The sequence below is a fragment of the Actinacidiphila sp. bgisy145 genome (assembly GCF_057708125.1).
On the sequence record NZ_JBYIRL010000023.1, the window covers coordinates 58,761 to 81,725 of the forward strand.

General features: G+C 74.2%; 20 protein-coding genes and 2 tRNA genes. 15 read left to right on the forward strand and 7 right to left on the reverse strand.

The window, feature by feature from the left end; all coding sequences use genetic code 11:
- Positions 1 to 405 precede the first annotated feature (405 nt).
- Entirely contained in the window at positions 406 to 744 is a 339-nt protein-coding gene (locus AC3ERT_RS21320) for a WhiB family transcriptional regulator (RefSeq protein ID WP_335983855.1), read from the forward strand.
- Here the strand turns inward: AC3ERT_RS21320 and bagB are convergent.
- Both bagB and bagA read right to left on the reverse strand, forming a co-directional pair.
- Complete coding sequence (gene bagB / locus AC3ERT_RS21325) at positions 726 to 2,054, reverse strand: ATPase BagB (protein ID WP_435176116.1); 1,329 nt, start codon at positions 2,052 to 2,054, stop codon at positions 726 to 728. The two genes, AC3ERT_RS21320 and bagB, sit on opposite strands and share 19 nt — an antisense overlap.
- A 171-nt stretch (positions 2,055 to 2,225) precedes the next feature.
- Positions 2,226 to 3,389 carry an ATPase BagA gene (gene bagA, locus AC3ERT_RS21330; RefSeq protein WP_435176118.1) on the reverse strand — a complete coding sequence of 388 codons (1,164 nt, stop codon included), beginning with the start codon at positions 3,387 to 3,389 and terminating at the stop codon, positions 2,226 to 2,228.
- A 218-nt stretch (positions 3,390 to 3,607) separates the two neighbouring features.
- Between bagA and sp36 the strand changes: the two genes are divergently transcribed.
- The 6 genes from sp36 to AC3ERT_RS21360 all read left to right on the forward strand — a co-directional run bounded on the left by sp36 (position 3,608) and on the right by AC3ERT_RS21360 (position 8,002).
- Positions 3,608 to 3,766: a Sp36 family protein gene (gene sp36 / locus AC3ERT_RS21335; RefSeq protein WP_202234418.1), complete on the forward strand. Its 159-nt coding sequence runs from the start codon at positions 3,608 to 3,610 to the stop codon at positions 3,764 to 3,766.
- Positions 3,763 to 4,230: a RidA family protein gene (locus tag AC3ERT_RS21340; RefSeq protein WP_435176120.1), complete on the forward strand. Its 468-nt coding sequence runs from the start codon at positions 3,763 to 3,765 to the stop codon at positions 4,228 to 4,230. Before sp36 ends, AC3ERT_RS21340 begins: the two co-directional genes overlap by 4 nt.
- A gap of 289 nt (positions 4,231 to 4,519) precedes the next feature.
- Entirely contained in the window at positions 4,520 to 4,843 is a 324-nt protein-coding gene (locus AC3ERT_RS21345) for a DUF952 domain-containing protein (protein WP_335983902.1), read from the forward strand.
- Between the two features lie 80 nt (positions 4,844 to 4,923).
- Complete coding sequence (locus AC3ERT_RS21350) at positions 4,924 to 5,823, forward strand: NUDIX hydrolase (RefSeq protein WP_335983847.1); 900 nt, start codon at positions 4,924 to 4,926, stop codon at positions 5,821 to 5,823.
- Positions 5,820 to 6,653, forward strand: coding sequence for an MBL fold metallo-hydrolase (locus tag AC3ERT_RS21355; protein WP_335983844.1), 834 nt, complete (start codon positions 5,820 to 5,822; stop codon positions 6,651 to 6,653). The genes AC3ERT_RS21350 and AC3ERT_RS21355 overlap by 4 nt, the downstream gene beginning before the upstream one ends.
- On the forward strand, positions 6,650 to 8,002 hold the full coding sequence (locus AC3ERT_RS21360) for a cytochrome P450 (protein ID WP_435176123.1): 1,353 nt from the start codon (positions 6,650 to 6,652) through the stop codon (positions 8,000 to 8,002). Before AC3ERT_RS21355 ends, AC3ERT_RS21360 begins: the two co-directional genes overlap by 4 nt.
- A 60-nt stretch (positions 8,003 to 8,062) precedes the next feature.
- On the opposite strand, the gene AC3ERT_RS21365 is transcribed toward AC3ERT_RS21360, so the two are convergent.
- Positions 8,063 to 8,890, reverse strand: a complete 828-nt coding sequence (locus AC3ERT_RS21365) for a diacylglycerol kinase family protein (protein WP_335983840.1) — start codon at positions 8,888 to 8,890, stop codon at positions 8,063 to 8,065.
- Positions 8,891 to 9,024: 134 nt separating this feature from the next.
- On the opposite strand from AC3ERT_RS21365, the gene AC3ERT_RS21370 reads away from it, so the two are divergent.
- Positions 9,025 to 10,308, forward strand: a complete 1,284-nt coding sequence (locus AC3ERT_RS21370) for an adenylosuccinate synthase (RefSeq protein WP_335983838.1) — start codon at positions 9,025 to 9,027, stop codon at positions 10,306 to 10,308.
- A gap of 111 nt (positions 10,309 to 10,419) precedes the next feature.
- On the opposite strand, the gene AC3ERT_RS21375 is transcribed toward AC3ERT_RS21370, so the two are convergent.
- Positions 10,420 to 12,306, reverse strand: coding sequence for a serine/threonine-protein kinase (locus AC3ERT_RS21375; protein ID WP_435176125.1), 1,887 nt, complete (start codon positions 12,304 to 12,306; stop codon positions 10,420 to 10,422).
- A gap of 161 nt (positions 12,307 to 12,467) precedes the next feature.
- Here AC3ERT_RS21375 and AC3ERT_RS21380 point away from each other — a divergent pair, with 161 nt between their 5' ends.
- Both AC3ERT_RS21380 and AC3ERT_RS21385 read left to right on the forward strand, forming a co-directional pair.
- Entirely contained in the window at positions 12,468 to 13,154 is a 687-nt protein-coding gene (locus tag AC3ERT_RS21380) for a GntR family transcriptional regulator (RefSeq protein ID WP_335983834.1), read from the forward strand.
- Between the two features lie 55 nt (positions 13,155 to 13,209).
- Positions 13,210 to 13,857, forward strand: coding sequence for a hypothetical protein (locus AC3ERT_RS21385; RefSeq protein ID WP_335983832.1), 648 nt, complete (start codon positions 13,210 to 13,212; stop codon positions 13,855 to 13,857).
- 280 nt (positions 13,858 to 14,137) lie between these two features.
- Here the strand turns inward: AC3ERT_RS21385 and AC3ERT_RS21390 are convergent, their stop codons facing one another.
- The gene (locus AC3ERT_RS21390) at positions 14,138 to 14,827 is read right to left on the reverse strand and encodes an SLATT domain-containing protein (protein ID WP_435176127.1); all 690 of its coding nucleotides are present in this window, start codon (positions 14,825 to 14,827) and stop codon (positions 14,138 to 14,140) included.
- A 241-nt stretch (positions 14,828 to 15,068) separates the two neighbouring features.
- Here AC3ERT_RS21390 and purD point away from each other — a divergent pair, with 241 nt between their 5' ends.
- From purD to AC3ERT_RS21415, 5 genes are all read left to right on the forward strand, one after another.
- Positions 15,069 to 16,328 carry a phosphoribosylamine--glycine ligase gene (purD, locus tag AC3ERT_RS21395; protein ID WP_435176129.1) on the forward strand — a complete coding sequence of 420 codons (1,260 nt, stop codon included), beginning with the start codon at positions 15,069 to 15,071 and terminating at the stop codon, positions 16,326 to 16,328.
- A gap of 529 nt (positions 16,329 to 16,857) precedes the next feature.
- Positions 16,858 to 18,543 carry a M48 family metalloprotease gene (locus tag AC3ERT_RS21400; RefSeq protein WP_435176131.1) on the forward strand — a complete coding sequence of 562 codons (1,686 nt, stop codon included), beginning with the start codon at positions 16,858 to 16,860 and terminating at the stop codon, positions 18,541 to 18,543.
- A gap of 177 nt (positions 18,544 to 18,720) precedes the next feature.
- Entirely contained in the window at positions 18,721 to 20,220 is a 1,500-nt protein-coding gene (locus tag AC3ERT_RS21405) for a N,N-dimethylformamidase beta subunit family domain-containing protein (protein WP_335970211.1), read from the forward strand.
- A gap of 163 nt (positions 20,221 to 20,383) precedes the next feature.
- On the forward strand, positions 20,384 to 21,307 hold the full coding sequence (locus tag AC3ERT_RS21410; protein ID WP_435176134.1) for a phosphoribosylaminoimidazolesuccinocarboxamide synthase: 924 nt from the start codon (positions 20,384 to 20,386) through the stop codon (positions 21,305 to 21,307).
- Positions 21,308 to 21,468: 161 nt separating this feature from the next.
- Complete coding sequence (locus tag AC3ERT_RS21415; RefSeq protein ID WP_435176137.1) at positions 21,469 to 22,563, forward strand: esterase-like activity of phytase family protein; 1,095 nt, start codon at positions 21,469 to 21,471, stop codon at positions 22,561 to 22,563.
- 73 nt (positions 22,564 to 22,636) lie between these two features.
- Here AC3ERT_RS21415 and AC3ERT_RS21420 read toward each other — a convergent pair.
- A tRNA-Gly gene (locus AC3ERT_RS21420) sits at positions 22,637 to 22,712 on the reverse strand.
- Between the two features lie 133 nt (positions 22,713 to 22,845).
- Positions 22,846 to 22,921: transfer RNA gene (locus AC3ERT_RS21425), tRNA-Gly, on the reverse strand.
- Positions 22,922 to 22,965: the final 44 nt, after the last annotated feature.

Below are 22,965 nucleotides of genomic sequence, written 5' to 3' on the forward strand. Positions count from 1 at the left end.
GGACCCCGTACGCGACCCCACGCCGTACGGGCCTCGCCGTTTCCCGGACGCGCGGCGGGGTGGTCGCCTACCCTGGAGCAAGTGGGGCGCGAGGGCATCGCTGCCCCTTACCTTCCATCGTCACTCTTGTGAGTGATGAGAACTGCCCGAATTCTGGTATATGCCGGGGGACTTGGCTCCCCCCGGGCGACGGGAGATCCCGAAACCTCCCGTTCGTCCGTTTTCTTCGCGGCTCACTCCGTTGGGTGATCTGCCGCGCACGCATAGTCCATTCGGGCCATGCAAGATTGGGCCTGAAAGGGCTGTTGCGTCGCGCCTACCTTCCGTAACGTCCTCAACTGGCAACGGTGAATATGCCGTTCGCCGCCGTGGGGGAGCCTCGATTCGGGAGAGGACGGCGCCAGCATGAGCAGCTGGGTAGCGGACTGGAGCACGCAGGCCGCGTGCAAGACGACTGATCCGGACGAGCTGTTCGTCCAGGGTGCGGCCCAGAACCGGGCGAAGGCGGTGTGCACCGGCTGCCCGGTGCGGACCGAGTGCCTGGCGGACGCGCTCGACAACCGGGTCGAGTTCGGTGTGTGGGGGGGTATGACCGAGCGTGAACGCCGCGCTCTGCTGCGCCGCCGTCCGACGGTGACGTCCTGGCGCAGACTGCTGGAGACGGCCCGTACCGAGTACGAGCGCAGCACCGGACTGCTGCCGATCGGCGACGAGGCGGACGAGGACTACGCCGCGGCCGGCTGACCGCCGCCCAGCAGCAGCCCGATCTCCCGCAGCCCCGCCAGGTCGTGCACGTCCCCGGGCAGCGCCCTGACGTCGACCACGGGGACGTCGGGGTGCACCGACACGAAGCGGTCCCGCGTGCGCCGCTCGCGGGCCACCACCTGCATCCGCTCGGCGTGCAACCGCAGCAGCCCGGCCGTGAGCAGCTCCGTACGGCCCTGGGCCCGATGCGCGCTGCGGTCCGTGCGGCTGTCCGCGGCGCCGTCCGCGCCCCCCTGCGCGGTGCTCTTCCCGGCGCCCTCCGCGGCGCCCTCAAGGCTGCCGGGCCCGCCGAAGTCAGCTTTCCCGGCGGGGAGATCGACAATGCCGCCGTCGGCCGCATTTTCCGCGGCCGCGTCCTCCAGCGCCTCGGCGGCGGCCAGCGCCCGCTCCGCGGTGAGCCGGTCGGCACCGCTGCCGTGCACGCGGTTGAGCACCAGCCCGGCCAGCGGCATGTCCTCCGCGGCCAGCCGCTCCACGAAGTAGGCCGCCTCGCGCAGCGCGTCCCGCTCGGGGGCGGCGACCACCAGGAACGCGGTCCCGGGCGCCTGGAGCAGCCGGTACGTGGCGTCCGCCCGGGTGCGGAACCCGCCGAACATGGTGTCCATGGCGGCCACGAACGTCTGCACGTCGCGCAGCAGCCCGGCGCCCATCACCTTGCTCAGGGTCCCGGTCATCATCGACATGCCCATGTTGAGGAACTTCACCCCGGCCCGGCCGCCCACCTTCGCCGGCGCCATCAGCAGCTTGATGAAGCGGCCGTCCAGGAACGAGCCGAGCCGCTTGGGGGCGTCGAGGAAGTCCAGCGCGCTCCGGCTCGGCGGGGTGTCCACGATGATCAGGTCCCAGGCGTCCTGGGCCCGCAGCTGGCCCAGCTTCTCCATCGCCATGTACTCCTGGGTGCCGGCGAATCCGGCCGACAACGACTGGTAGAACGGGTTCTCCAGAATGGCGCGGGCCCGCTCGGGGTCGGAGTGCTGCACCACGACCTCGTCGAACGTCCGTTTCATGTCCAGCATCATCGCGTGCAGGGACCCACCGGCCGACCGATCGATTCCAGCCACCTCGCGCGGGGTGTTGTCGAGTTCGGTCAGCCCCATCGACTGCGCGAGACGGCGCGCCGGGTCGATGGTGAGCACCACCGCCGTGCGCCCGCGCTCGGCGGCGCGCACCCCGAGCGCCGCCGCGGTGGTGGTCTTGCCGACACCGCCGGAACCGCAGCACACGATGATGCGGGCCTTGGGGTCGTCGAGCAGCGGGTCGATCTCCAGCAGGGGGCTTTCCAGGCTCATCCGTACGACCTCAGGACTCGGGTGCGCGGTACGCGGGGCGGGCGGGACACGCGGGGCGGCGGGGTTGACGGGGTGGTGCCGGTGGGACTGCCGGGGCTGGTGGTGCTGCCGGGTCGGGCGTCGCGCGCGGGGGTAGTGGTGTGACTGGTGCGGCTGTTGCGGCCAGGGGGCTCAGTCATCGTCCGCGGCCACCGCTTCCTCCGCTTCCTCCGCCAGGTCCGGCTCGTCCGGCGCCACGGGCGCGAAGGCGTCCTCGCGGGCGGGCGCCACCGCCTGGTGGCGCAGGCTCTCCGCGAGCCGGTAGAGCCCGCCGAGGTCCACCCCGTCGCCGAGCAGCTCCAACTCCCGCACCGGCAGGCCGAGCGCGGCGATCTCGGCGCGCTGCTCGCGCTCCAGCACCACCCGCTGGGCGTGCTCGTGGGCCTGGGCGAAGAGCGGGTCGACGAGGCGTTCGGCGACACCGCCGCGGCGCGCGCCGCCGAGCCCGGCCTGGGACAGCGCCTTGGCGACCGCGGCCCGGCGCTTGCCGTTGCCCGGCCCGGACACCGGCCCCGACGCCGTGCCCGACGCCGTCCCCTTGCCCTCGGCGCCGCCCTCGGTGGCGGCCAGCTCCGTGAGCTCGGCGTCCGCCAGCAGCACCGGCCGCACCATGTTGACGATCACCGCGCCCACCGGAAGCCCCGCCGAGCGCAGCTCCGCCACGCCGTCCATCGTCTCCTGGACGGGCATCTCCTCCAGCAGCGTCACCAGGTGGATCGCGGTCTGCGGGGACTTGAGCACCCTCATCACGGCCTGCGCCTGGTTGTGTATCGGGCCGACCCTGGCCAGGCCCGCGACCTCGTCGTTGACGTTCAGGAAGCGGGTGATGCGCCCGGTCGGCGGGGCGTCGAGCACCACCGAGTCGTACACCGGCCAGCCCGCCTTGTCCTTGCGGCGGACCGCCTCGCACGCCTTGCCGGTGAGCAGCACGTCCCGCAGGCCGGGGGCGACGGTGGTGGCGAAGTCGATCGCGCCGAGCTTCCTCAGCGCCCGGCCGGCCCGGCCGAGCTTGTAGAACATGTCGAGGTAGTCGAGCATCGCCAGCTCGGCGTCGATGGCCAGGGCGTGCACCTCGCCCCCGCCCGATGCGGAAGCGATCCTGCGCTCCTCGTACGGCAGGGCCTCGGTCTCGAAGAGCTGGGCGATGCCCTGCCGCTCCTCGACCTCGCACAGCAGCACCCGGCGGCCCTCGGCCGCGAGGGCGAGCGCCAGCGCGGCGGCGACCGTGGTCTTGCCCGTGCCGCCCTTGCCCGTCACGACGTGGAGCCTGACGGCTGATGACTGTTGAGGGCTCACCTTGCGAGCCTAACCATTCGGCGGCCCGGTCACCCCTCCGGCCGCCGGTTCACTCGGCGCAGCGGGGCCTCGGCAGGGCCTCAGCGCGGCCGCAGCGGGGCCTCAGCAGGGTGGCCGCAGGGCAGACGCAGGGCCCGAGCAGGACCGGCGGCGGACAGCGGCGCCGCCGCGGCCGGGTGGCGGGAGGGCCGGGCCCGGCGAGGCACTAAGGTCGCGGTATGGCGAAGAAGTGGGAGTACGCGACCGTACCGCTGCTGGTGCACGCGACGAAGCAGATCCTGGACAACTGGGGCGAGGACGGCTGGGAGCTGGTCCAGGTCGTCCCGGGCCCGAACACCGAGCAGCTCGTTGCCTACCTCAAGCGGGAGAAGGAGTGAGCGGGGCGGTCGCGTCGCGCCTGGCCGAGCTGGGGCTGACGCTGCCCGATGTGGTGCCGCCGCTGGCCTCCTACCAGCCCGCGGTCCGCTCCGGCGCGTACGTCTTCACCTCGGGGCAGCTTCCGATGGTCGAGGGCAAGCTGCCGGCGACCGGCAAGGTCGGCGCCGAGGTCAGCCCGGAGCGCGCCAAGGAGCTCGCCGCGACCTGCGCGCTGAACGCCCTGGCGGCGGTCCGCTCGGTCGCCGGTGACCTGGACCGGATCGCCCGCGTGGTCAAGGTGGTCGGCTTCGTCGCCTCGGCGCCCGACTTCACCGGGCAGCCCGCGGTCGTCAACGGCGCCAGCGAACTGCTCGGCGCGGTGCTGGGCGACAAGGGCGTGCACGCCCGCAGCGCGGTCGGCGTCGCGGTGCTGCCGCTGGACGCGCCGGTCGAGGTCGAGATCCAGGTCGAACTGGCCGACTGATCCCGGTTGGTGGAAGCTGGTCCCGGCCGGTTTCCGGCCCCTGGTGGCCGGTGCCGGCCCGGCGCACGGCGGGCGCACGCCCGGTGCGGGCGGCACGTACCGGACGCACACAGTGCACGTGACGCACGTGCCGTACGTGACGTACGGGAAACGACGTGAGGAGCGCACGATGGGCGACAGCACGGCGGACCGCACCGGCCCGGGCACCGGCACCGGCCCTGGCACCGAGGCCGACACCCACACCGGCCCCGAGGCCGCGCCCGTACGTCCGGAAGGCGCGCGGCCGGACCTGATCCTGCACCTGACCGAGCGCGCCCTGTGGGACGAGGCCCGCGCGGTGGGCAGCTACGAGATGTCCACCCGCGGCCGCACCCTCGGCGACGTCGGCTTCATTCACTGCTCGCTGCGCCACCAGCTCCCGGGGGTCGCCGCGCTGCTCTACGGCGCCGAGCCGGACCGCACCGACCTGGTCGTCCTCGTGATCGAGGTGGCGCGGCTCGACGTGCCGGTCCGCTACGAGCCGCCGGTCCCCGGGGGCGAGGAGTTCCCGCACGTCTACGGTCCGCTGCGGGTGGACGCGGTGGTCGGCGTCGAGCCGTGGCCGGTGGCGTAGCGCCGAGCCGGCCGGGGGTTTGTCCACAGCCGTTCGGGTGACCCTCGAACAAACCGCCGCGGGCGACGTAGGCTCCGGCCATGAGCAGCAACAACGGTGCAACCTTCGGCGCGGACTGGGCCGACCGCGTCCGCGCCCTGGCGCGCGGTGAGCTGGTCCCGGTCGCGGCCCGTCCTGCCGCGACCGTTCTGCTGCTGCGCGATGCCGAGGCGGGCGCCGCCCTCGCGGCGGGTGCCGATCCCGCGCGGGAGGGCGGCCCGGCCGTGCACATGCTGCGCCGCCGCGCGTCGATGGCGTTCGCCGCGGGGGCGTACGCGTATCCGGGCGGCGGAGTCGATCCGCGGGACGAGCGGCCGGTGCGCTGGGCCGGGCCGCCCCTGGAGTGGTGGGCGCGGGCGCTCGGCGTGCCCGAGCGGCAGGCGCAGGCGGTGGTCTGCGCGGCGGTCCGCGAGACCTTCGAGGAAGCCGGGGTGCTGCTCGCCGGGCCGGACGGCGCGAGCGTCGTCGCCGACACCACCGGGGAGCGGTGGGAGGCCGACCGCGCCGCCCTGGTCGCCCACGACCTCGCCTTCGCCGACTTCCTGGCCGCCCGCGACCTGGTGCTGCGCTCGGACCTGCTCGCCCCGTGGGCGCGCTGGATCACCCCCGAGTTCGAGCGGCGGCGGTACGACACCTGGTTCTTCCTGGCCCTCCTGCCACCGGGCCAGCGCACCCGGGACGTCTCGGGCGAGGCCGACCGCACCGTGTGGCTGCGCCCCGCCGAGGCGCTGGCCGGGCACACCCGCGGCGAGATGGCCCTGCTCCCGCCGACGCTGGCCACGCTCCGCTCACTGCTGCCGTACGGCCGCGCCGCCGACGCGCTGGCCGCCGCGGCCGACCGCGACCTGGCGCCGGTGATCGCACGCGCGCACCTGGACGACGAGGGCCGGGTCGTGCTGACCTGGCCGGGCCATGACGAGTTCACCCGGGAGCAGCCATGACCACCACCCAGCCGCCCGGCCGCCCGCAGCCCACCGTCGGCGGCCCCGCCACCGCCCGGGCGACGTGCGTCCTGGCGCCCAACCCGTCGCCGATGACGCTCGACGGCACCAACACCTGGATCGTCGCCGAGCCCGGCTCCCTGCTGGCCGTCGTCATCGACCCCGGGCCGCTGGACGAAGCGCACCTGGCGCGGGTCGCCGCCACCGTCGAGGAGCAGGGCCGCCGGGTGGCGCTGACCCTGCTCACCCACGGCCACCCCGACCACGCGGAGGGCGCGGCCCGCTTCGCCGAGCTGACCCGCACCCCGGTCCGCGCCCTCGACCCGGCGCTGCGGCTGGGCGACGAGGGGCTGGCGGCGGGGGACACCGTGACCACCGGGGGCCTGGAGCTGCGGGTGATCGCCACCCCCGGGCACACCGCCGACTCGCTCTCCTTCCACCTGCCCGCGGACCAGGCGGTGCTGACCGGCGACACCGTGCTGGGGCGCGGCACCACGGTCGTCGCGCACCCCGAGGGCCGCCTCGGCGACTACCTGGACTCCCTGCGCCGGCTCCAGGCCCTCACCCAGGACGCCGAGGTGGACACGGTCCTGCCCGGCCACGGCCCCGTGCTCGACGACGCGCGCGGCGCCGTCGAGTTCTACCTCGCCCACCGCGCGCACCGCCTGGCCCAGGTCGAGACCGCCGTCGAGTCCGGCCTGCGCACCGCCCCCGACGTGGTCGCCCACGTCTACGCCGACGTCGACCGGAGCCTGTGGCCCGCCGCCGAGCTGTCGGTCCTCGCCCAACTCGACTACCTGCGCGAACACGGACTCATCGAACTGCCATGACCTCGACCTCCCAGCCCACGCCCGCGGCCGCCCCGACCACACCCGCCCAGGCCCAGGACCACGCCCCGGCTCCGGACGACGCCACCGCCCTCTTCGCACCCTGGTCGCCGTCGTTCGTCAAGGACCCCTACCCCGCCTACGCGGCCCTGCGGGCGGCCGGCCGCGCCCACCGGTTCGACCCCACCGACCAGTGGCTCGTCCCGCACTACGACGACGTCAGCGCCCTGCTGCGGGACCGCCGCCTCGGCCGCACCTACCTGCACCGCTTCACCCACGAGGAGTTCGGCCGCCCGGCCCCGCCGCCGGAGCACGAACCGTTCACCACCCTCAACGGCAACGGGATACTCGACCTCGAAGCGCCCGTGCACACCCGTATCCGGCGCCTGGTCGCCAAGGCGTTCACCCCGCGCATGGTGGACGACCTCGCGCCCACGGTGCACCGGCTGGCGGCCGAGCTGATCGCCGGGCTGCGCGCGGACGGCGGCGGGGACCTGCTGGCCCGCGTCGCCGAGCCGCTGCCGGTCGCCGTCATCGCCGAGATGCTGGGCGTGCCGCCCGCCGACCGCGGCCTGCTGCGCCCCTGGTCCTCGGCGATCACCGGCATGTTCGAGCTGAACCCGAGCGAGGAGACCGCCCGGCGCGCGGTCCGGGCCAGCGAGGAGTTCTCCGCCTACCTGCGCGGCCTGATCGCCGCCCGCCGCAGCGACCCGGGCGAGGACCTGATCAGCGCGCTGATCGCCGCATACGACGACGGGGACGTGCTCAGCGAGCAGGAGATGGTCTCCACCTGCGTACTGCTGCTCAACGCCGGCCACGAGGCCACCGTCAACAGCACGACCCTCGGCTGGCTCCAGCTCTTCCGCCACCCCGACCAGCTCCGCCTGCTCGGCGAGGCCGTCCCGTCCGGCACCTACCCAGGCACCTACCCAGGCACCGGCACCAGCACGGCGGGCGGCGAACTGCTGCGCGGCGCCGTCGAGGAGATGCTGCGCTACGACACCCCGCTCCAGCTCTTCGAACGCTGGGTGCTGGACGACATCGAACTGGGCGGCACCACGATCCCGCGCGGCTCCGAGGTCGCCCTGCTCTTCGGCTCCGCCAACCGCGACCCGGCCCGCTTCCCCGACCCCGACCGCTTCGACATCACCCGCCCCGCGGCCGCCAACAAGCACGTCACCTTCGGCGCCGGCATCCACTTCTGCCTGGGCGCACCGCTGGCCCGGCTCGAACTGACCGCGTCCTTCGGCGCCTTCCTGCGCGACGCCCCCGGCATGCGGCTGGTCGAGGAGCCCGCCTGGCACCCCGGCTACGTCATACGCGGCCCGGAGGAACTGCTCGTCACCTGGTGACGCGCCCGACGCGTCCGACGCGCCCCGGGGCCGGACCGGCAGCGGCCCCTACCGAGGCCCCTACCGCGGCACCGTCAGCCGCCACGCCGACGGCTCCACTGTCCACGTCCGCGTCCGCACCGGCCCGGCGATCGCCGAGTCGGCCCGGTAGCGGAAGTCCCGGCCGGAGACGGTGATGCTGCGCGCCCGGGCGCACACCTGCGCCGCCCCCGGAGCGCGGCGCACGGACACCTCCGCGAGCCCGGTGGGCGCGGGCCGCACCGACACCTCGTGCACCGGCTCGTCGAGGTCGGCGAGCACCACCCCGTCGGCCTCCACCCGCAGCCGCTGCCGGTGCTGCGGCGCGTTGCCGTTGACCGGGATCGGCGAGGTCAGGGTGCGCACCAGCGAGCGCGCGGTCTTCTCCACCGGCGTCCACCAGTGCGCGGCGGTGTGCGCCAGCGGCATGCCGTACGGGAGGCTGAGCGTGCCCAGCACGATCCCGCCGCTCTCGTCGACCAGCAGGTCCAGCTCGCGCGCCACCCCGTCGAGCACCGCCCGGGCCGCCGCGGGGACCTGCGCGGGCAGCCCCAGCGCGTGCGCCAGCGTGGACCGCGGGCCGATCGGCACCATGGACAGCGGTGCGTCGCGCAGCGCCTGCTCGCGGCGCAGCGCCCGGACCGTGCGCAGCAGGGCCGCATCGTCGCCGAGCACCACCGGATGGCGCCGCCCGCGGTGCGCCAGCGCCCGCTCGGCCTCCTCCGCGGACTCGGGGAACACCACCTTCACCGAGGCCGCGCCGGCACACAGCACGTCCTTGGCGATCCGGACGGATTCGCCGTCGGTGGCGCGTGCGGCGGGGTCGATGACGACGAGCAGGGAATGCCCGGCCGGGACGTGAGCCGACACCTTCGTCCTTCCTCAGGTAAAGTCTTGGTGCAAGAGCCCCTTGCGCCGTTGCGTCAGGGGCTTCGTCTATTCCGGGGCAGGTTCGACGGCTCTCTGCACGTTGGACATGCCCCGCCCGGAAGGGGTGTACGCCTGTGCCCGCACTTGTGCTGCTCGGTGCTCAGTGGGGTGACGAGGGCAAGGGGAAGGCCACCGACCTGCTCGGCGGCTCAGTGGACTACGTGGTGCGCTACCAGGGCGGCAACAACGCCGGCCACACGGTCGTCGTCGGCGACCAGAAGTACGCACTGCACCTGCTCCCCTCCGGAATCCTGTCACCGGGCTGCGTCCCGGTGATCGGCAACGGCGTCGTCGTCGACCCGAAGGTCCTGCTCTCCGAGCTGAGCGGGCTGAACGAACGCGGCGTCGACACGTCCAAGCTGCTGATCAGCGGTAACGCCCATCTGATCACGCCCTACCACCAGACCATCGACAAGGTGACCGAGCGGTTCCTCGGCAACCGGAAGATCGGCACCACCGGGCGCGGCATCGGCCCGGCGTACGCGGACAAGATCAACCGCGTCGGCATCCGGGTCCAGGACCTCTTCGACGAATCGATCCTTCAGCAGAAGGTCGAGGCCGCCCTCCACGACAAGAACCAGATCCTGGTCAAGATCTTCAACCGGCGCGCCATCACCACCGAGCAGGTCGTCGAGGAGTACCTCGGCTACGCGGCGCAGATCAAGGACTTCGTCACCGACACCGCCCTGGTGCTGAACAACGCGCTGGACGCCGGCAAGGTGGTGCTCATGGAGGGCGGGCAGGGCACGCTCCTCGACGTCGACCACGGCACCTACCCCTTCGTCACCTCGTCGAACCCGACCTCCGGGGGCGCCTGCACCGGCAGCGGTGTCGGCCCCACCAAGATCACCCGGGTGATCGGTATCCTCAAGGCGTACACAACGCGCGTGGGCTCCGGACCGTTCCCCACCGAACTGCTGGACGAGGACGGCGAGAAGCTGCGCACCGTCGGCCACGAGTTCGGCGTCACCACCGGCCGCGACCGCCGCTGCGGCTGGTTCGACGCGGTGATCGCCCGCTACGCGACCCGGGTGAACGGCCTGACCGACTTCTTCCTCACCAAGCTGGACATCCTCACCGGCTGGGAGCGTATCCCGGTCTGCGTCGCCTACGAGGTCGACGGCCGCCGGGTGGACGAACTCCCTTACAGCCAGACCGACTTCCACCACGCCAAGCCGGTCTACGAGTACCTCCCCGGCTGGTCGGAGGACATCACCGAAGCCAAGACGCTCGCCGACCTGCCGAAGAACGCGCAGAACTACGTCAAGGCGCTGGAGGAGATGTCCGGTGCGCCGATCTCGGCGATCGGCGTCGGCCCCGGCCGGAACCAGACGATCGAGATCAACTCCTTCCTCTGAAGCCCGCCTCGAGGAGCACGCCCGCCGGTAAGCCCCGCCCACCCTGGTGCGCGGGGCTTACCCATGACCGCGGCGCACCAGCCGGCCACCTCCGTCAGCCGGCCCCCACCCTCAGCCGCTGACCTTCGTGTACGTCAGCGGCGCCTTGCCGTCGTCCACGTCGCTGCGCCGCAGGTGCGTGGCGTCCACCAGGCTCAGCGTGCTGGCGTCGCCGGGCGAGCAGGAGGACGCGGGCGAGCCGGTGACCACCTTCGACGCGCTGAGTTCCACCGGCGGCCCGGCCTCGGTCACCATCATGTTCCAGGTGCAGGAGTACGACGCGCCGGCGCCGTAGAGCTCCACGACGCCGTTGGCGTGCACGGTCAGGGTCCGCGTGTTGTCGCCGTTGTCGGCGCTGGTGAACGAGGTCTGCCAGGTGCCGATCATGGCCTTCAGCCCGTTGGCCGCCGCCGCGGTGTGCGTGCCCGTCCCGGTCGGGGACGGCGTGCTCGCGGTCGGGTTCGGCTTCGGTGCCGCGCCCGCGCTCCCGCCGTCGCGCAGCGCGACGTACGCGGTGACGCCGCCGGCCACGAGCACCAGCGCTGCCACCGACGCCAGGACCGGCACGATCCGCCGCCGCGGCTTGCCCGGCGGCGCGGCGGTCGCGGGCTCGGGCACAGGCAGCCGGGGCGGCGGGACGGCCGCGCCGGGCGGGACGGCCGCGCCGGGCGGGAGGGTGGCCCCGGGCGGGGTCGGCTGCTCCGGCCAGGACGTGTACGTCGGTGAGTAGGCCGTCGGCGGCGGGGTGGGGGTCGGCGTCGCCTCGTACTCCTGCGGGACCCGGACGCCGGAAGCGCCCGCGGGCACCTCGGTGACGGCCCTGCCCTCGGCCGGCGGTCCGCCCGGCCCGGCCACGGACTCGACCCGGGGCCCGGCCCCGGAATCCGCGCCGGAATCGGGCGCGGACGCCGGCACGGACGCCGGCGCGGGCGGCGGGACCTGGGCGAGCACCGCGGTCCGCACGTCTTCCTCCGCCGCCTCGGCCGGCTCGTCGGCCTCCGCCTCCAACTCCAGCAACTGCACCGCGTGCCGCCCCAGCCGCGCGACGATCGCCCCGGGCAGCCACGGCTCCCCGTCGCCATCGCCGTCGCGCCCCTCCGCCGTGCCGCCGGAGCCCTCGGAGCCCCCGGAGCCTTCGACGCCCTCGGTGCCCAGCATCCGCGTCACGTCCGCGAGCGACGGCCGCTCCTGCGGGTCCTTGGTCAGGCAGGCGGCCACCAGGCCGCGCAGCCCCTCCGGCACGGCCGTCAGGTCCGGCGGCTCCTGCACGATCCGGAACATCTGCGCGTGCACCCCGCTGGCGGCCGCGCCGAACGGCTGGAGCCCGGTGGCGGCGTAGGCGAGCACCGAGCCGAGGCAGAAGATGTCGCACGCCGGGGTGACCCGGTCGCCGCGCACCTGCTCGGGCGACATGAACGCGGGCGATCCGACCATCGCACCGGGCCCGGTCAGGGACGCGTCGGTGACGGTCTCCAGGGCGCGGGCGATGCCGAAGTCGATCACCCGGGGGCCGTCGATGGTGATCATCACGTTCGACGGTTTGAGGTCGCGGTGCACCAGGCCCGCGTCATGGATGTCCGCCAGCGCGTGCGCCAGCCCCGCCGCCAGCACCCGCACCGAGCGCTCCGGCAGCGGCCCGTACTCCTTGGCGACGACCTGCTGGAGCGACGGTCCGGGCACGTAGCCGGTGGCCACCCACGGGATGTCGGCCTCGGTGTCGGCGTCGAGCACCGGCGCCGTCCACCGCCCGCCGACCCGCCGCGCGGCCCGCACCTCGCGCCTGAACCGGGTGCGGAACTCGTCCTGTTCGGCCAGATGCGGCCGCACCAGCTTCACCGCGACCGTACGGCCCCGCTCGGACCTGGCCAGGTAGACCCGGCCCATACCGCCGACGCCGAGCCTCCCCAGCAGGCGGTACGCACCGATCCAGCGTGGATCGTCGGCCTTCAGCTCGTCCATCGCCCCGTCCGCTCCCGCTCCCCGCCCGGCCGCGGGCCGCCGCCGGTCATCGCGGCACACCCATTACGGCGAAGAATAAGCATACGAACGCCGGTCGCCTATGGTGTCCGAGGGTGCCGCGGGCGCGCCCGCGGAACAGGACGGTACGCCAAGGAGGCGACATGCGGGACGGCGACGGGCCGCAGGTGCGGCGCAGCAGCCTGCGCCAGCAGATCGCCGACGCGCTGCGCGACGAGATCCTCACCGGCCGCCTCCAGGCCGGGCGCCGCTTCACCGTCAAGGAGATCGCCGAGACCTACGGCGTCTCCGCCACCCCCGTCCGCGAAGCACTCGTCGACCTCGCTGCGCAGGGCCTGCTGGAGGTCGAGCAGCACCGCGGGTTCCAGGTGCGGCAGTTCACCGCGGCCGACTTCCGCTCCCTCGCCGAGGCCCGCGCCTTCGTCGTCGACGCGGCCTTCCGCTGGATGACCGAGTACGGCACCGCCGACCCCCCGCCTGACGCGATCGCCTCCGCACGGCGCCGCGCCGAGGCCGCCGCGCGCGCCGCACAGGCCGGCGTACTGGACGTACTGATCGGCTGCGACCTGCGGTTCTGGCGCGAGCTCGCGGCCATGGGCGGCAACCCGCACCTCAGCGAGTTCCTGGACCGGGTCCGCGCCCAGGCGTGGATCTACGCGGTGCCCCACCTGCGCGCCCTGGACGACCTCGCCGGCGTCTACTGGTCCGACCACGTCGCCCTCGCCGACGCCCTCGCCGGCCGCGACATCACCACCGCGCTGCACCTCACCCGCGCCTACGGCGAGCACACCCTCGCACTGGTCGAGCGGCTCGCCACGGCGCACTCCTGACGCGGCCGGTCCCCCCGCCTTAGGCTGTACGCTCCCGACCGGATGGAGTTGCTTCGTGGCCTGTGACCTGTGGCTCGTGCCGCTCGTGGATGTGCTGTGCCACAGCCCGGAAAACCCGTTCTCCGAGGAACTCGCCCGCTACGACAAGGCGCTGGCTGAGGCGGGCCAACCGCCGGTGCCGGTCTACAGCTACATGCCGGGGCTGTCCGGCGACGTGGCCCCCGTGGCCTGCTTCGACTACGACGCCCTGCACTTCCTGCGCCGCGCCTACCTGCTGGCCCTCCAGGGCCTCGCCGTCACCCCGGTCGACGCGCTCGGCGGCGACTATGAGGAACTGCTCGAGATGTTCGAGGGCACCGCGCAGTCCTCCCACCTGGTCTGGCACTACGACCACGCGGGCGCCTACGTGCCGCTCGACTTCCCGCACCCCGTCGTCAACGACGAACTCCTCGAAGGCGGCGGCCCGCTGGGCTCCTCCCACGGGCTGCTGCGCGAACTCGAGTTCGTGGCCCCCGCGATCGGTATCGACCCCGCCCGCCCCCCGGCCGCCCCCGAACCGCCCGCCCGCCACACCACCCTCGAAGAGCCCGCCCTCGCCCCCGCCGCCACGGGCCCCTTCGCCCGCGAACACCACGTCTGGCAGGGCCTCCACACCGCGGTGACCCGATCCCTGGCACAGGGTTCGATGATCGTGTTCAGCTGAGGGGGCGGACGGTTGGTGTAGGGGGGTGGGGGGTACGTGGGAGCCGTTCGGGCGTGAGGTGCGGGGTACGTGGGGGGCGTTCTTACGCGGCGGCACCGCTCAAGCCCCTTTTTTGCCGCCGGTTCACCTCCGGGGGCTTTAACCCGGTGTCGACGGTCGATCATGCTCGGTTCGCTCGTTCCTCGCGAACCTCCGCGTGTTCTCCCTTTCGACACCGGCGCCCCCTTCGGCTCACCGGCTACCACGGGTGGGCCGGGGGGAGGGTGGGTGCCCGGAGACATTAGAAGCGGGGGGGCTCCGGGGGGCGTTGGTGGGGCATGGTGATGCGGGTGGGGCGGGGGGAGCGGGGGCGGGGTTCGGGGCGGGAACGGGGCGCGGGGGTGGCCGTGGGGCAGGGGGAGCCGAAGGCGGACATCCAGTCGGAGGTCTCGACGCGGACGAGGTCGGCGATGTCGTCGCAGAAGCCGCGCAGGACCCCGAGGCAGCGTTCGACCGCTTCGGCGCCGGTCCCTTCGGCGGGCCCCAGGACCTCGCGGACCCCTTCGGCGGCCCAGTCGAAGCGGAAGGCGTCGACCCGGCGCTGGACGGCCTGCGCGGTGGCCATGTCCCGCATCCATCCGGTGGTGAGCCCGAGCAGGCGGTCGGCGGCGGCACAGGCGCCGGCGAGGAGGAGGGCGAGATAGCCCCAGCGGGCCAAGGCACCCTGACTGCTGGCGAGTTCGATGAGGGGGAGGGCGGCGGCGGCCGCACCGCAGACGGTGGTGCCCAGGCGCAGCGCGCGGGCGGCGCGCCGCTTGGGAAGGCGGCCGCGCAGGTACCAGTCGGCGGTGCGCAGGGCGCTCTCCTCGGCCCAGCGGTAGAGCGCTTCGAGGCGCGCGGCGGGCTCGGTCCAGTCGCCGGGCGGGAAGGGCTGCGCCCGCAGGTCCCCGGAGCGGGGCGCCCCCTCGGGAAACGTGTCAGGCTGGCTCACTGCGAGTGCTCCCTCGACCGCTGCGTACCGGGCAGACCGGCGGCCAGGCGTTCCGGGCGCACACGACTCCCCGGCACGCGCCGGTTGAAGCCCTCTTCTTACCGCCGAACGGCTGAGACGGAAGCACCGATATCCGGAATTCAACCTGAAAAGGGTCCGTGATCAGGTATGGGGCCCTTGTCGTGATCCCTCGAAAGAGTGACGGCGCCCGGGCCCGGCCGGGCCCACTACCCTGGTGCGCGTGAAGGTCCTTGTCATCGGCGGCGGTGCCCGCGAACACGCCCTGTGCCGCTCCCTGTCCCTCGACCCCGAGGTCACCTCGCTGCACTGCGCCCCCGGCAACGCCGGCATCGCCGAGGTCGCCGAGCTGCACCCGGTCGACGCCCTGGACGGTGCCGCCGTCGCCGACCTCGCTGTGCGGCTCGGCGCCGACCTGGTCGTGGTGGGCCCCGAGGCGCCGCTGGTCGCCGGGGTCGCCGATGCCGTACGCGAGCGGGGCGTCGACTGCTTCGGCCCGTCCCGCGAGGCCGCCGCGCTGGAGGGCTCCAAGGCGTTCGCCAAGGACGTGATGGCCGCCGCCGGGGTGCCCACCGCCCGGTCGTACGTCTGCACCACGCCCGAGGAGATCGACACGGCGCTGGACGCGTTCGGCGCCCCGTACGTCGTCAAGGACGACGGGCTCGCCGCGGGCAAGGGCGTCGTGGTCACCGGTGACCTGGCCGTCGCCCGCGCGCACGCGCTCGCCTGCGACCGGGTGGTGATCGAGGAGTACCTCGACGGCCCCGAGGTGTCGCTCTTCGCGGTGACCGACGGCGAGACGGTGCTCCCGCTCCAGCCCGCACAGGACTTCAAGCGCTCCCTGGACGGCGACGAGGGCCCCAACACCGGCGGCATGGGCGCCTACTCCCCGCTGCCCTGGGCCGACCCGAAGCTGGTCGACGAGGTGGCGCGGACCGTGCTCCAGCCGACCGTCGACGAACTGCGCCGCCGCGGCACCCCCTTCGCCGGGCTGCTCTACGCCGGCCTGGCGATCACCTCCCGCGGGGTGCGGGTCATCGAGTTCAACGCCCGCTTCGGCGACCCCGAGACCCAGGTCGTGCTGGCCCGCCTGCGCACCCCGCTCGCCGGGCTGCTCCGCGCGGCCGCCACCGGCCAGCTCGCCACCCTCCCCGAGCTGCGCTGGAGCGACGGCGCCGCCGTGACCGTCGTCATCGCCTCGCACAACTACCCCGACACCCCCCGCACCGGCGACCCCATCACCGGCCTCGCCGACGTCGCCGCCCACGACGACCACGCCTACGTCCTCCACGCCGGCACCCGTACGGCCCAGGACGGCCAAATCGTCTCCGCCGGCGGCCGGGTCCTGTCCGTCACCGCCACCGGCTCCACCCTCGCCAAGGCCCGCGAACGCGCCTACCGCGGCGTCGCCCGCATCACCCTCGACGGCAGCCACCACCGCACCGACATCGCCGCCAAGGCCGCCACCCCGCCCCACCAGTAGCCCTTCCTCCGTACTCGGGCACCCACCCTCCCCCCGGCCGGCCCGTGGTAGCCGGTGAGCCGAAGGGGGCGCCGGTGTCGAAAGGGAGAACACGCGGAGGTTCGCGAGGAACGAGCGAACCGAGCATGATCGACCGTCGACACCGGGTTAAAGCCCCCGGAGGTGAACCGGCGGCAAAAAAAGGGGCTTGAGCGGTGCCGCCGCGTAAGAACGGCTCGCACGTACCCCGAGCGCCGCGTAAGAACGGCCCCCACGTGACCCGAGCGGTACGTGCGAACGGCCCCCCGTACCCCGCCCCCACCCCACCCCCACCCCAAAAGCGCAAGGCCCCGCGCGAAAGCCACTCCAAGGAGTGATGCGTGGGCCATACGGCTGACTCCTCGGCGGCGCCCAACTATGGTGCCCGAAAGGCGCACCCCGGGGGCATTGCGGCAAACAGCCGCGCGGCATTGCGATGTCCGTGGGCGGTGCGACAGTGGGGAGAGGCCGTCACCGGGGCGGCCACCGCCAGCGCAGGGGGTGCCAGCCGATGGCCGGAGAAGCAGGTGAGGCCGCTGCGCGGGCACGCGCGGGCGCGGTCCTGCGGCTGCGCGGGTCGGCGCTCGCCGTGGCCCTGCTGCCCGCGGCGGCCGCGGTGGTGCTGCACGTCGGCGCGGCCACCGGCTGGATCGACGGGGCCGGGTGGAGCGGCGTGCGGTGGGGCGTCACCGCCGCCGCGGTGCTGATGCTCGCCGCGGCCGCGGCGGTCGGCGCCGTGATCGTGCGGGCCGAGCCCGCGGTCAGCCCCACCGTGCCGGTCGCGGAGTCGGCCGCGCCGGACCTGTATCTGATGGTGCGCGACCTGGCCGACCGCCTCCAGGTGCCGCCGCCCTCGGGGATAGAGCTGACCCCGGACTGCGACAGCTGGCTGGAGGACCGCCGGCGGGAAAAGCAGGAAAAGCGGGAGAAGCCGGAGAAGCGGCAGGATCGGCCCTCGGGCGGCGGCTGGGGCACCGAGCGGCGCCCCGGGCCGGTCCTCGTGGTGGGCTCGCCGTTCATGTGGTGGATGCGGGTCGGCGAGCTGCGCGCGCTGCTCGCTCCCGTCGTCGCCGGCACCGCCCCCTCGGCCGACCCCGAGATATCCGCGGCCCGTCGCTTCGTCCGCGGCCTGGACGCGGCGGCCGCCGTCGCCGCGCAGGGCCGGGCCCGTACCGGCGGGCGGGGCGTGCTGGGCCGCCCGCTGTACGCCGCCCTCGGCGGTGTCGTACGGCTGCTGCTGCGCGCCTGCCGGGGGCATGCGGCGGAGATGGAGCGCGGGGTGGCCGCCTCGGCGTCCGAGCGCGCCCAGGCCGTCGACTACGGGCTGCGGATCGTCGCCCAGGAGCAGGTCGGGCTCGCCTACGCGGGCTGGGACCGGCTGCTCACCCGGGTCGCGCTGCCCGCCTGGCGGACCGGCCGCTGGCCGTCGCGGCTGCACGCGGGTGTCGTCGCCGCGCTCACCGAGCTGTCCCGGCGGGACCGGCTCGCCGACGGCTTCGAGACCCGGCTGGGCGAACGCCCGGCCTGCGACCTGCTCGACGAGCCCGGCGCGGTGGACGAGGCGGTCTCCCTGCTCGCCGCGCGGATCTTCCACGGCGGCCCGGAGCGGTCCCGGCCCGGCTGGGAGCCGGTGAGCTGGGCCCGCTACCCGGCGGAGGTCGTCGAGCGGCTCTGGCGGGAGGAGGCCGGCCGCCTCATACGCGTCATCGACGAGATGCGGCCCTCCGTCGAGCCCGCCGCCGCGCGGTCGTTCCCGGCCGCCGCGGGGCGCGCCCTGCTGGTCGGCGGGGAGGACGAGGCGCCCTTCGGCGCGGTGACCCTGGAGCGGGTGATCGACCGGCTCGCCGTGCCCGGCGGCCACGAGGGCGAAGCCGTCGCCGCCCGGCTCGCCGCCGCACCGCCCCCCGGGCCGTACGCGGAGCCCGCCACCGCCTACCCGCTCGTGCCCGAGCGCACCGGGCGGGAACTCCTCGCCGACCACGTCGTCGCCGTGGTCTGCTGCGCCGCCGTCGACACCGCCGGCGCCGGCGCCGGGCTCGACTGGCTCGACGGCCCCGCGCTGCGCCTCGCCGGTGTGCGCCGCACCGAGCTCAGCTCGGCCGTCCTCCACCTCGTCGAGTCCGGCGACCCCAGCCCGCTGCACGAGTGGCTGACCTCCACCCCGATCCGCCCCACCAAGCCCTTGCGGCTGCCGTAGCGGCAGAGCCCTGGTGGGACCCCGGCGGAACCCCGGCGGAACCCCGGCGAGGCCGTACACCACACGAAAAAGGGAAACTCTACGAAACGTGACTGACGCGCTGCAATGTGTGATGTGCTGAGCGTGAGCACACCGCACGGTTGCACCGCGCGGAGCGCAGACGCGGGAGGCGATGTCGTGGGGGAAGTACGACGCTGGGAGTCGGGCGCGCTGGCGCACGGGGTCTCGGACCCGTTCGGCCAGGGCCCGCTTCCGTGGCTGACGGGAGAACCCCAGTACCCGGGCGACGACGGCCGCGTGGTGCCCTGGTACGTGGACCTCGCCGCGAGCAACGGGAAGGCGCCGCGCAAACCGCACCTGCCGGGCCCGCGCACCGCGGACGACGTGCGCCGGCAGATCAAGGGGTTCGCCGCCCAGTCGGCCGCGGCGCCCGGCGAGGCGATCGACTTCAGGATCACCGTGGACCCGCCGCAGGAGTTCACCGTCGACGTCTACCGGATCGGCCACTACGGAGGCGATGGCGCCGCCCAGGTCACCGCGAGCCCGCGGCTGTCCGGCATCGCGCAGCCCGCCCCGCTGGTGGCGGGCCGCACCGTCTCCTGCCACCACTGGTGGCAGTCGTGGCGGCTGCACATCCCGCCGTACTGGAAGACCGGCGCCTATGTCGCGGTGCTCACCACCGCCGACGGCTACCGCAGCCATGTGCCGTTCACCGTGCGGGATCTGGAGGCCCCGGCCGATCTGCTGCTCCTGCTGCCGGACATCACCTGGCAGGCGTACAACCTCTATCCGGAGGACGGCCGGACCGGCGCGAGCCTGTACCACGCGTGGGACGACGAGGGGCGGCTGCTCGGCGAGGAGGAGGCGGCGACCACCGTCTCCTTCGACCGCCCCTACGCGGGCGCGGGCCTGCCCCTGCACATCGGCCACGCCTACGACTTCGTCCGGTTCGCCGAGCGCTACGGCTACGACCTGGCGTACGCCGACGCCCGCGACCTGCACGCGGGCCGGATCGCCCCCGACCGCTACCGGGCGCTGGTCTTCCCCGGGCACGACGAGTACTGGTCCACCCCGATGCGCCGGGCGGCCGAGCAGGCCCGGGAGGGCGGCACCTCGCTGGTCTTCCTCTCGGCGAACACCATGTTCTGGCAGGTGGAGCTGGCCCCGGCCGCGGACGGCGGCCCGGACCGGCTGCTGACCTGCCGCAAGCGCCGCGGCGAGGGCGGCCAGGGCGAGGCGGCGAAGGGCCGGACCGCGCTGTGGCGCGACCAGGGCGAGCCGGAGCAGCTGCTGATCGGGGTGCAGTACGCCGGCCGGGTCCCGCAGCCCGCGCCGCTGGTGGTGCGCAACGCCGACCACTGGCTGTGGGAGGCCACCGGCGCGACCGAGGGCACCGAGATCCCCGGGCTCGTCGCGGGCGAGGCCGACCGCTACTTCCCGCGGGTCCCGCTGCCGGACTCCACCGAGCGCATCCTGCTCGCGCACTCCCCGTACGAGGCGACCGACGGCCGGATGTGCCACCAGGAGACGTCGCTGTACCGCGCGCCCAGCGGGGCGTACGTCTTCGCGTCCGGCACCTTCGCCTGGTCGCCCGCGCTGGACCGGCCCGGCCATGTGGACGCGCGGGTGCAGCGGGCGACCGCGAACCTGCTCGACCGGATCTGCAAGCGGGACTGACCCCGTTCCGCACGGGGGACCGGCCGCCCCCCTCGGACCGCCCCCGCCCCCGCCACCCGGACCTGCCACCCCGGACCTGCCCGGCCGGGCGGGCCCTCGCGCGCCGCGGCCGCCCCCGTAGGCGAGAATCGGAGCCGAGCCACCGACTGGGGAGGACCCGCACATGCCCGGATTCGTCGACAAGCCCGAGCCCGCACAGGTGCCCGGCCTGACCCACCTGCACACCGGGAAGGTCCGGGACCTGTACCGGAACGAGGCCGGCGACCTGGTGATGGTGGCCAGCGACCGCACCTCCGCCTACGACTGGGTGCTGCCCAGCCTCATCCCGGACAAGGGCCGGGTGCTGACCCGGCTGTCCCTGTGGTGGTTCGACCAGCTCGCCGACCTGGCGCCCAACCACGTGGTCTCCACCGAGGTGCCCGCGGGCGCCCCCGCCGACTGGGCCGGGCGCACCATGGTCTGCCGGTCGCTGCGGATGGTCCCGGTCGAGGCGGTGGCCCGCGGCTACCTGACCGGCTCCGGCCTGGCCGAGTACGAGCGCAGCCGCACCGTCTGCGGGGTCGCGCTGCCCGAGGGCCTGGTGGACGGCTCGCAGCTGCCCGCACCGATCTTCACCCCGGCGACCAAGGCCGCGGTCGGCGAGCACGACGAGAACGTGTCGTACGAGGAGGTGGCCCGGCAGGTCGGCGCGGAGACCGCGGCGCTGCTGCGGCAGAACACGCTCGCGGTGTACATCCGGGCCCGGGACATCGCCGCCGAGCGCGGACTGATCCTCGCGGACACGAAGTTCGAGTTCGGCTACGACGACGGCGCCGCGGCCCAGGACGGCAGCGCGCCCCTGGTGCTCGCCGACGAGGTGCTGACCCCGGACTCCTCCCGGTTCTGGCCCGCGGACGGCTGGGAGCCCGGCCACGCCCAGCCCTCGTACGACAAGCAGTTCATCCGGGACTGGCTCACCTCGGACGCGTCCGGGTGGGACCGGCACGGTCAGCTGCCCCCGCCGGAGCTGCCGCAGGACATCGTCGAGCAGTCCCGCGCCCGTTACCTCGAGGCGTACGAGCGGCTGACCGGCCTGCCCTGGTCGTAGCGGTGCGAGGCCGTGCGCCACCGCCCGCACCCGCGGCGGCGCACGGCGGCCCGCCGCGGGCGTTCGACTGCTCGTCGTGCTCCGTTTCACCCCGCGGCCCGCAAGGTCGTGCAGAATCGTGCGGCGTAATGACTCCTGCCACCGAACGTGGAGTGTCACCTGTGCGCACGAAGGCTCTTCTCGCCGCCCCGACCGTCCTGTTGACCGCGCTCGCCTGCCTCGGCGGCGCGGGCACCGCCCAGGCCCACGGCGGCGGACCGGCCGGCCGTCCCGGGCAGCCGGCGGCGGGCACCTGCTCGGCGAACGTCGGCATCGACGGCTACTCCGACGCCCTGGACAAGACGACCTTCGACGGCACCTTCGTCGGCAACTTCTCCGCGCTCGCGATGGACGCGCACGGCACCCTGGACGCGCTGTCCGACCGCTCCTCGCTGTTCACGCTGAGCGGCCACACGCTGGACGACCTCACCCCGCAGAAGGTGGTGCAGCTCGCCGACGAGAACGGCAAGGAGCTGGACTCCGAGGCCCTGGTCGTGGACCGGGACGGCACCCGGCTGATCACCTCCGAGACCGAGCCGTCGATCCGCCGCTACAGCCGGGACGGGGCGACGATACTCGGCAGCCTGCCGGTACCCGGCGCGCTCGAGGTCGCCCCCGCCGGGCGGGCCACCTCCAACCTGACCTTCGAGGGTCTGGCGCTCCAGCCCGGCGGCCGCACCCTGGTGGCGTCCATGGAGGGCGCGCTGTCCGGCGACAACTCCGACCTGGTGCGCTTCCAGACCTGGCAGCGCAAGGGCAACGGCCAGGACTTCGCGCTCGGCCGGCAGCTGGCGTACCAGGTCGACACCGACCCCAACGGCACCCTGCTCGGGGTCTCCGACATCGCGCCCACCGGTGACGGCCGGCTGCTGGTGCTGGAGCGCGGCTACACCTCGGGCTACGGCAACACCGTGCGGCTCTACCTGGCCGACCCGTCCCGCGCCACCGATGTCAGCCGCGTCACCGACCTGACCGGGCAGAAGAGCGTCAAGGTCATGCCGAAGACGCTGCTCGCCGACATCGGCTCCTGCCCGTCGCTGGGCGCCACCGCCAAGCAGGCCCAGCCGAACCCGCTGCTGGACAACATCGAGGGCGTGGCCGTCACCGGGCACACCGCGGGCGGCGGGCTGCGCCTGATGCTGGTCAGCGACGACAACGCGGGCGCCACGCAGGTCACCCGCTTCTACGCGCTGACCGCGCGGCTGCCGCGCCGCTGAGGCCCCCGCGCCGCCGAGTCGGCCGAGCGTACGACGAAGGCCCCGGTCAAACCGACCGGGGCCTTCCTCCTGCTGGAGCGGACGACGAGATTCGAACTCGCGACCCTCACCTTGGCAAGGTGATGCTCTACCAACTGAGCCACGTCCGCAGGGCGTGTCCACACTCTACCCGATCCGCCAGGGCAGCGGAAAAACGGTTTCCGACCGCACACCGGACCGTCGCACCCGGGGGCCCTGCACAGCAGAGAGCCCCGGACCGGTGATCGATCCGGGGCTCTCCCTTGGAGCGGACGACGAGATTCGAACTCGCGACCCTCACCTTGGCAAGGTGATGCTCTACCAACTGAGCCACGTCCGCAGGTGCTGCGACCACTGTACCCGATCGGCCCAGTGGGCCGAACG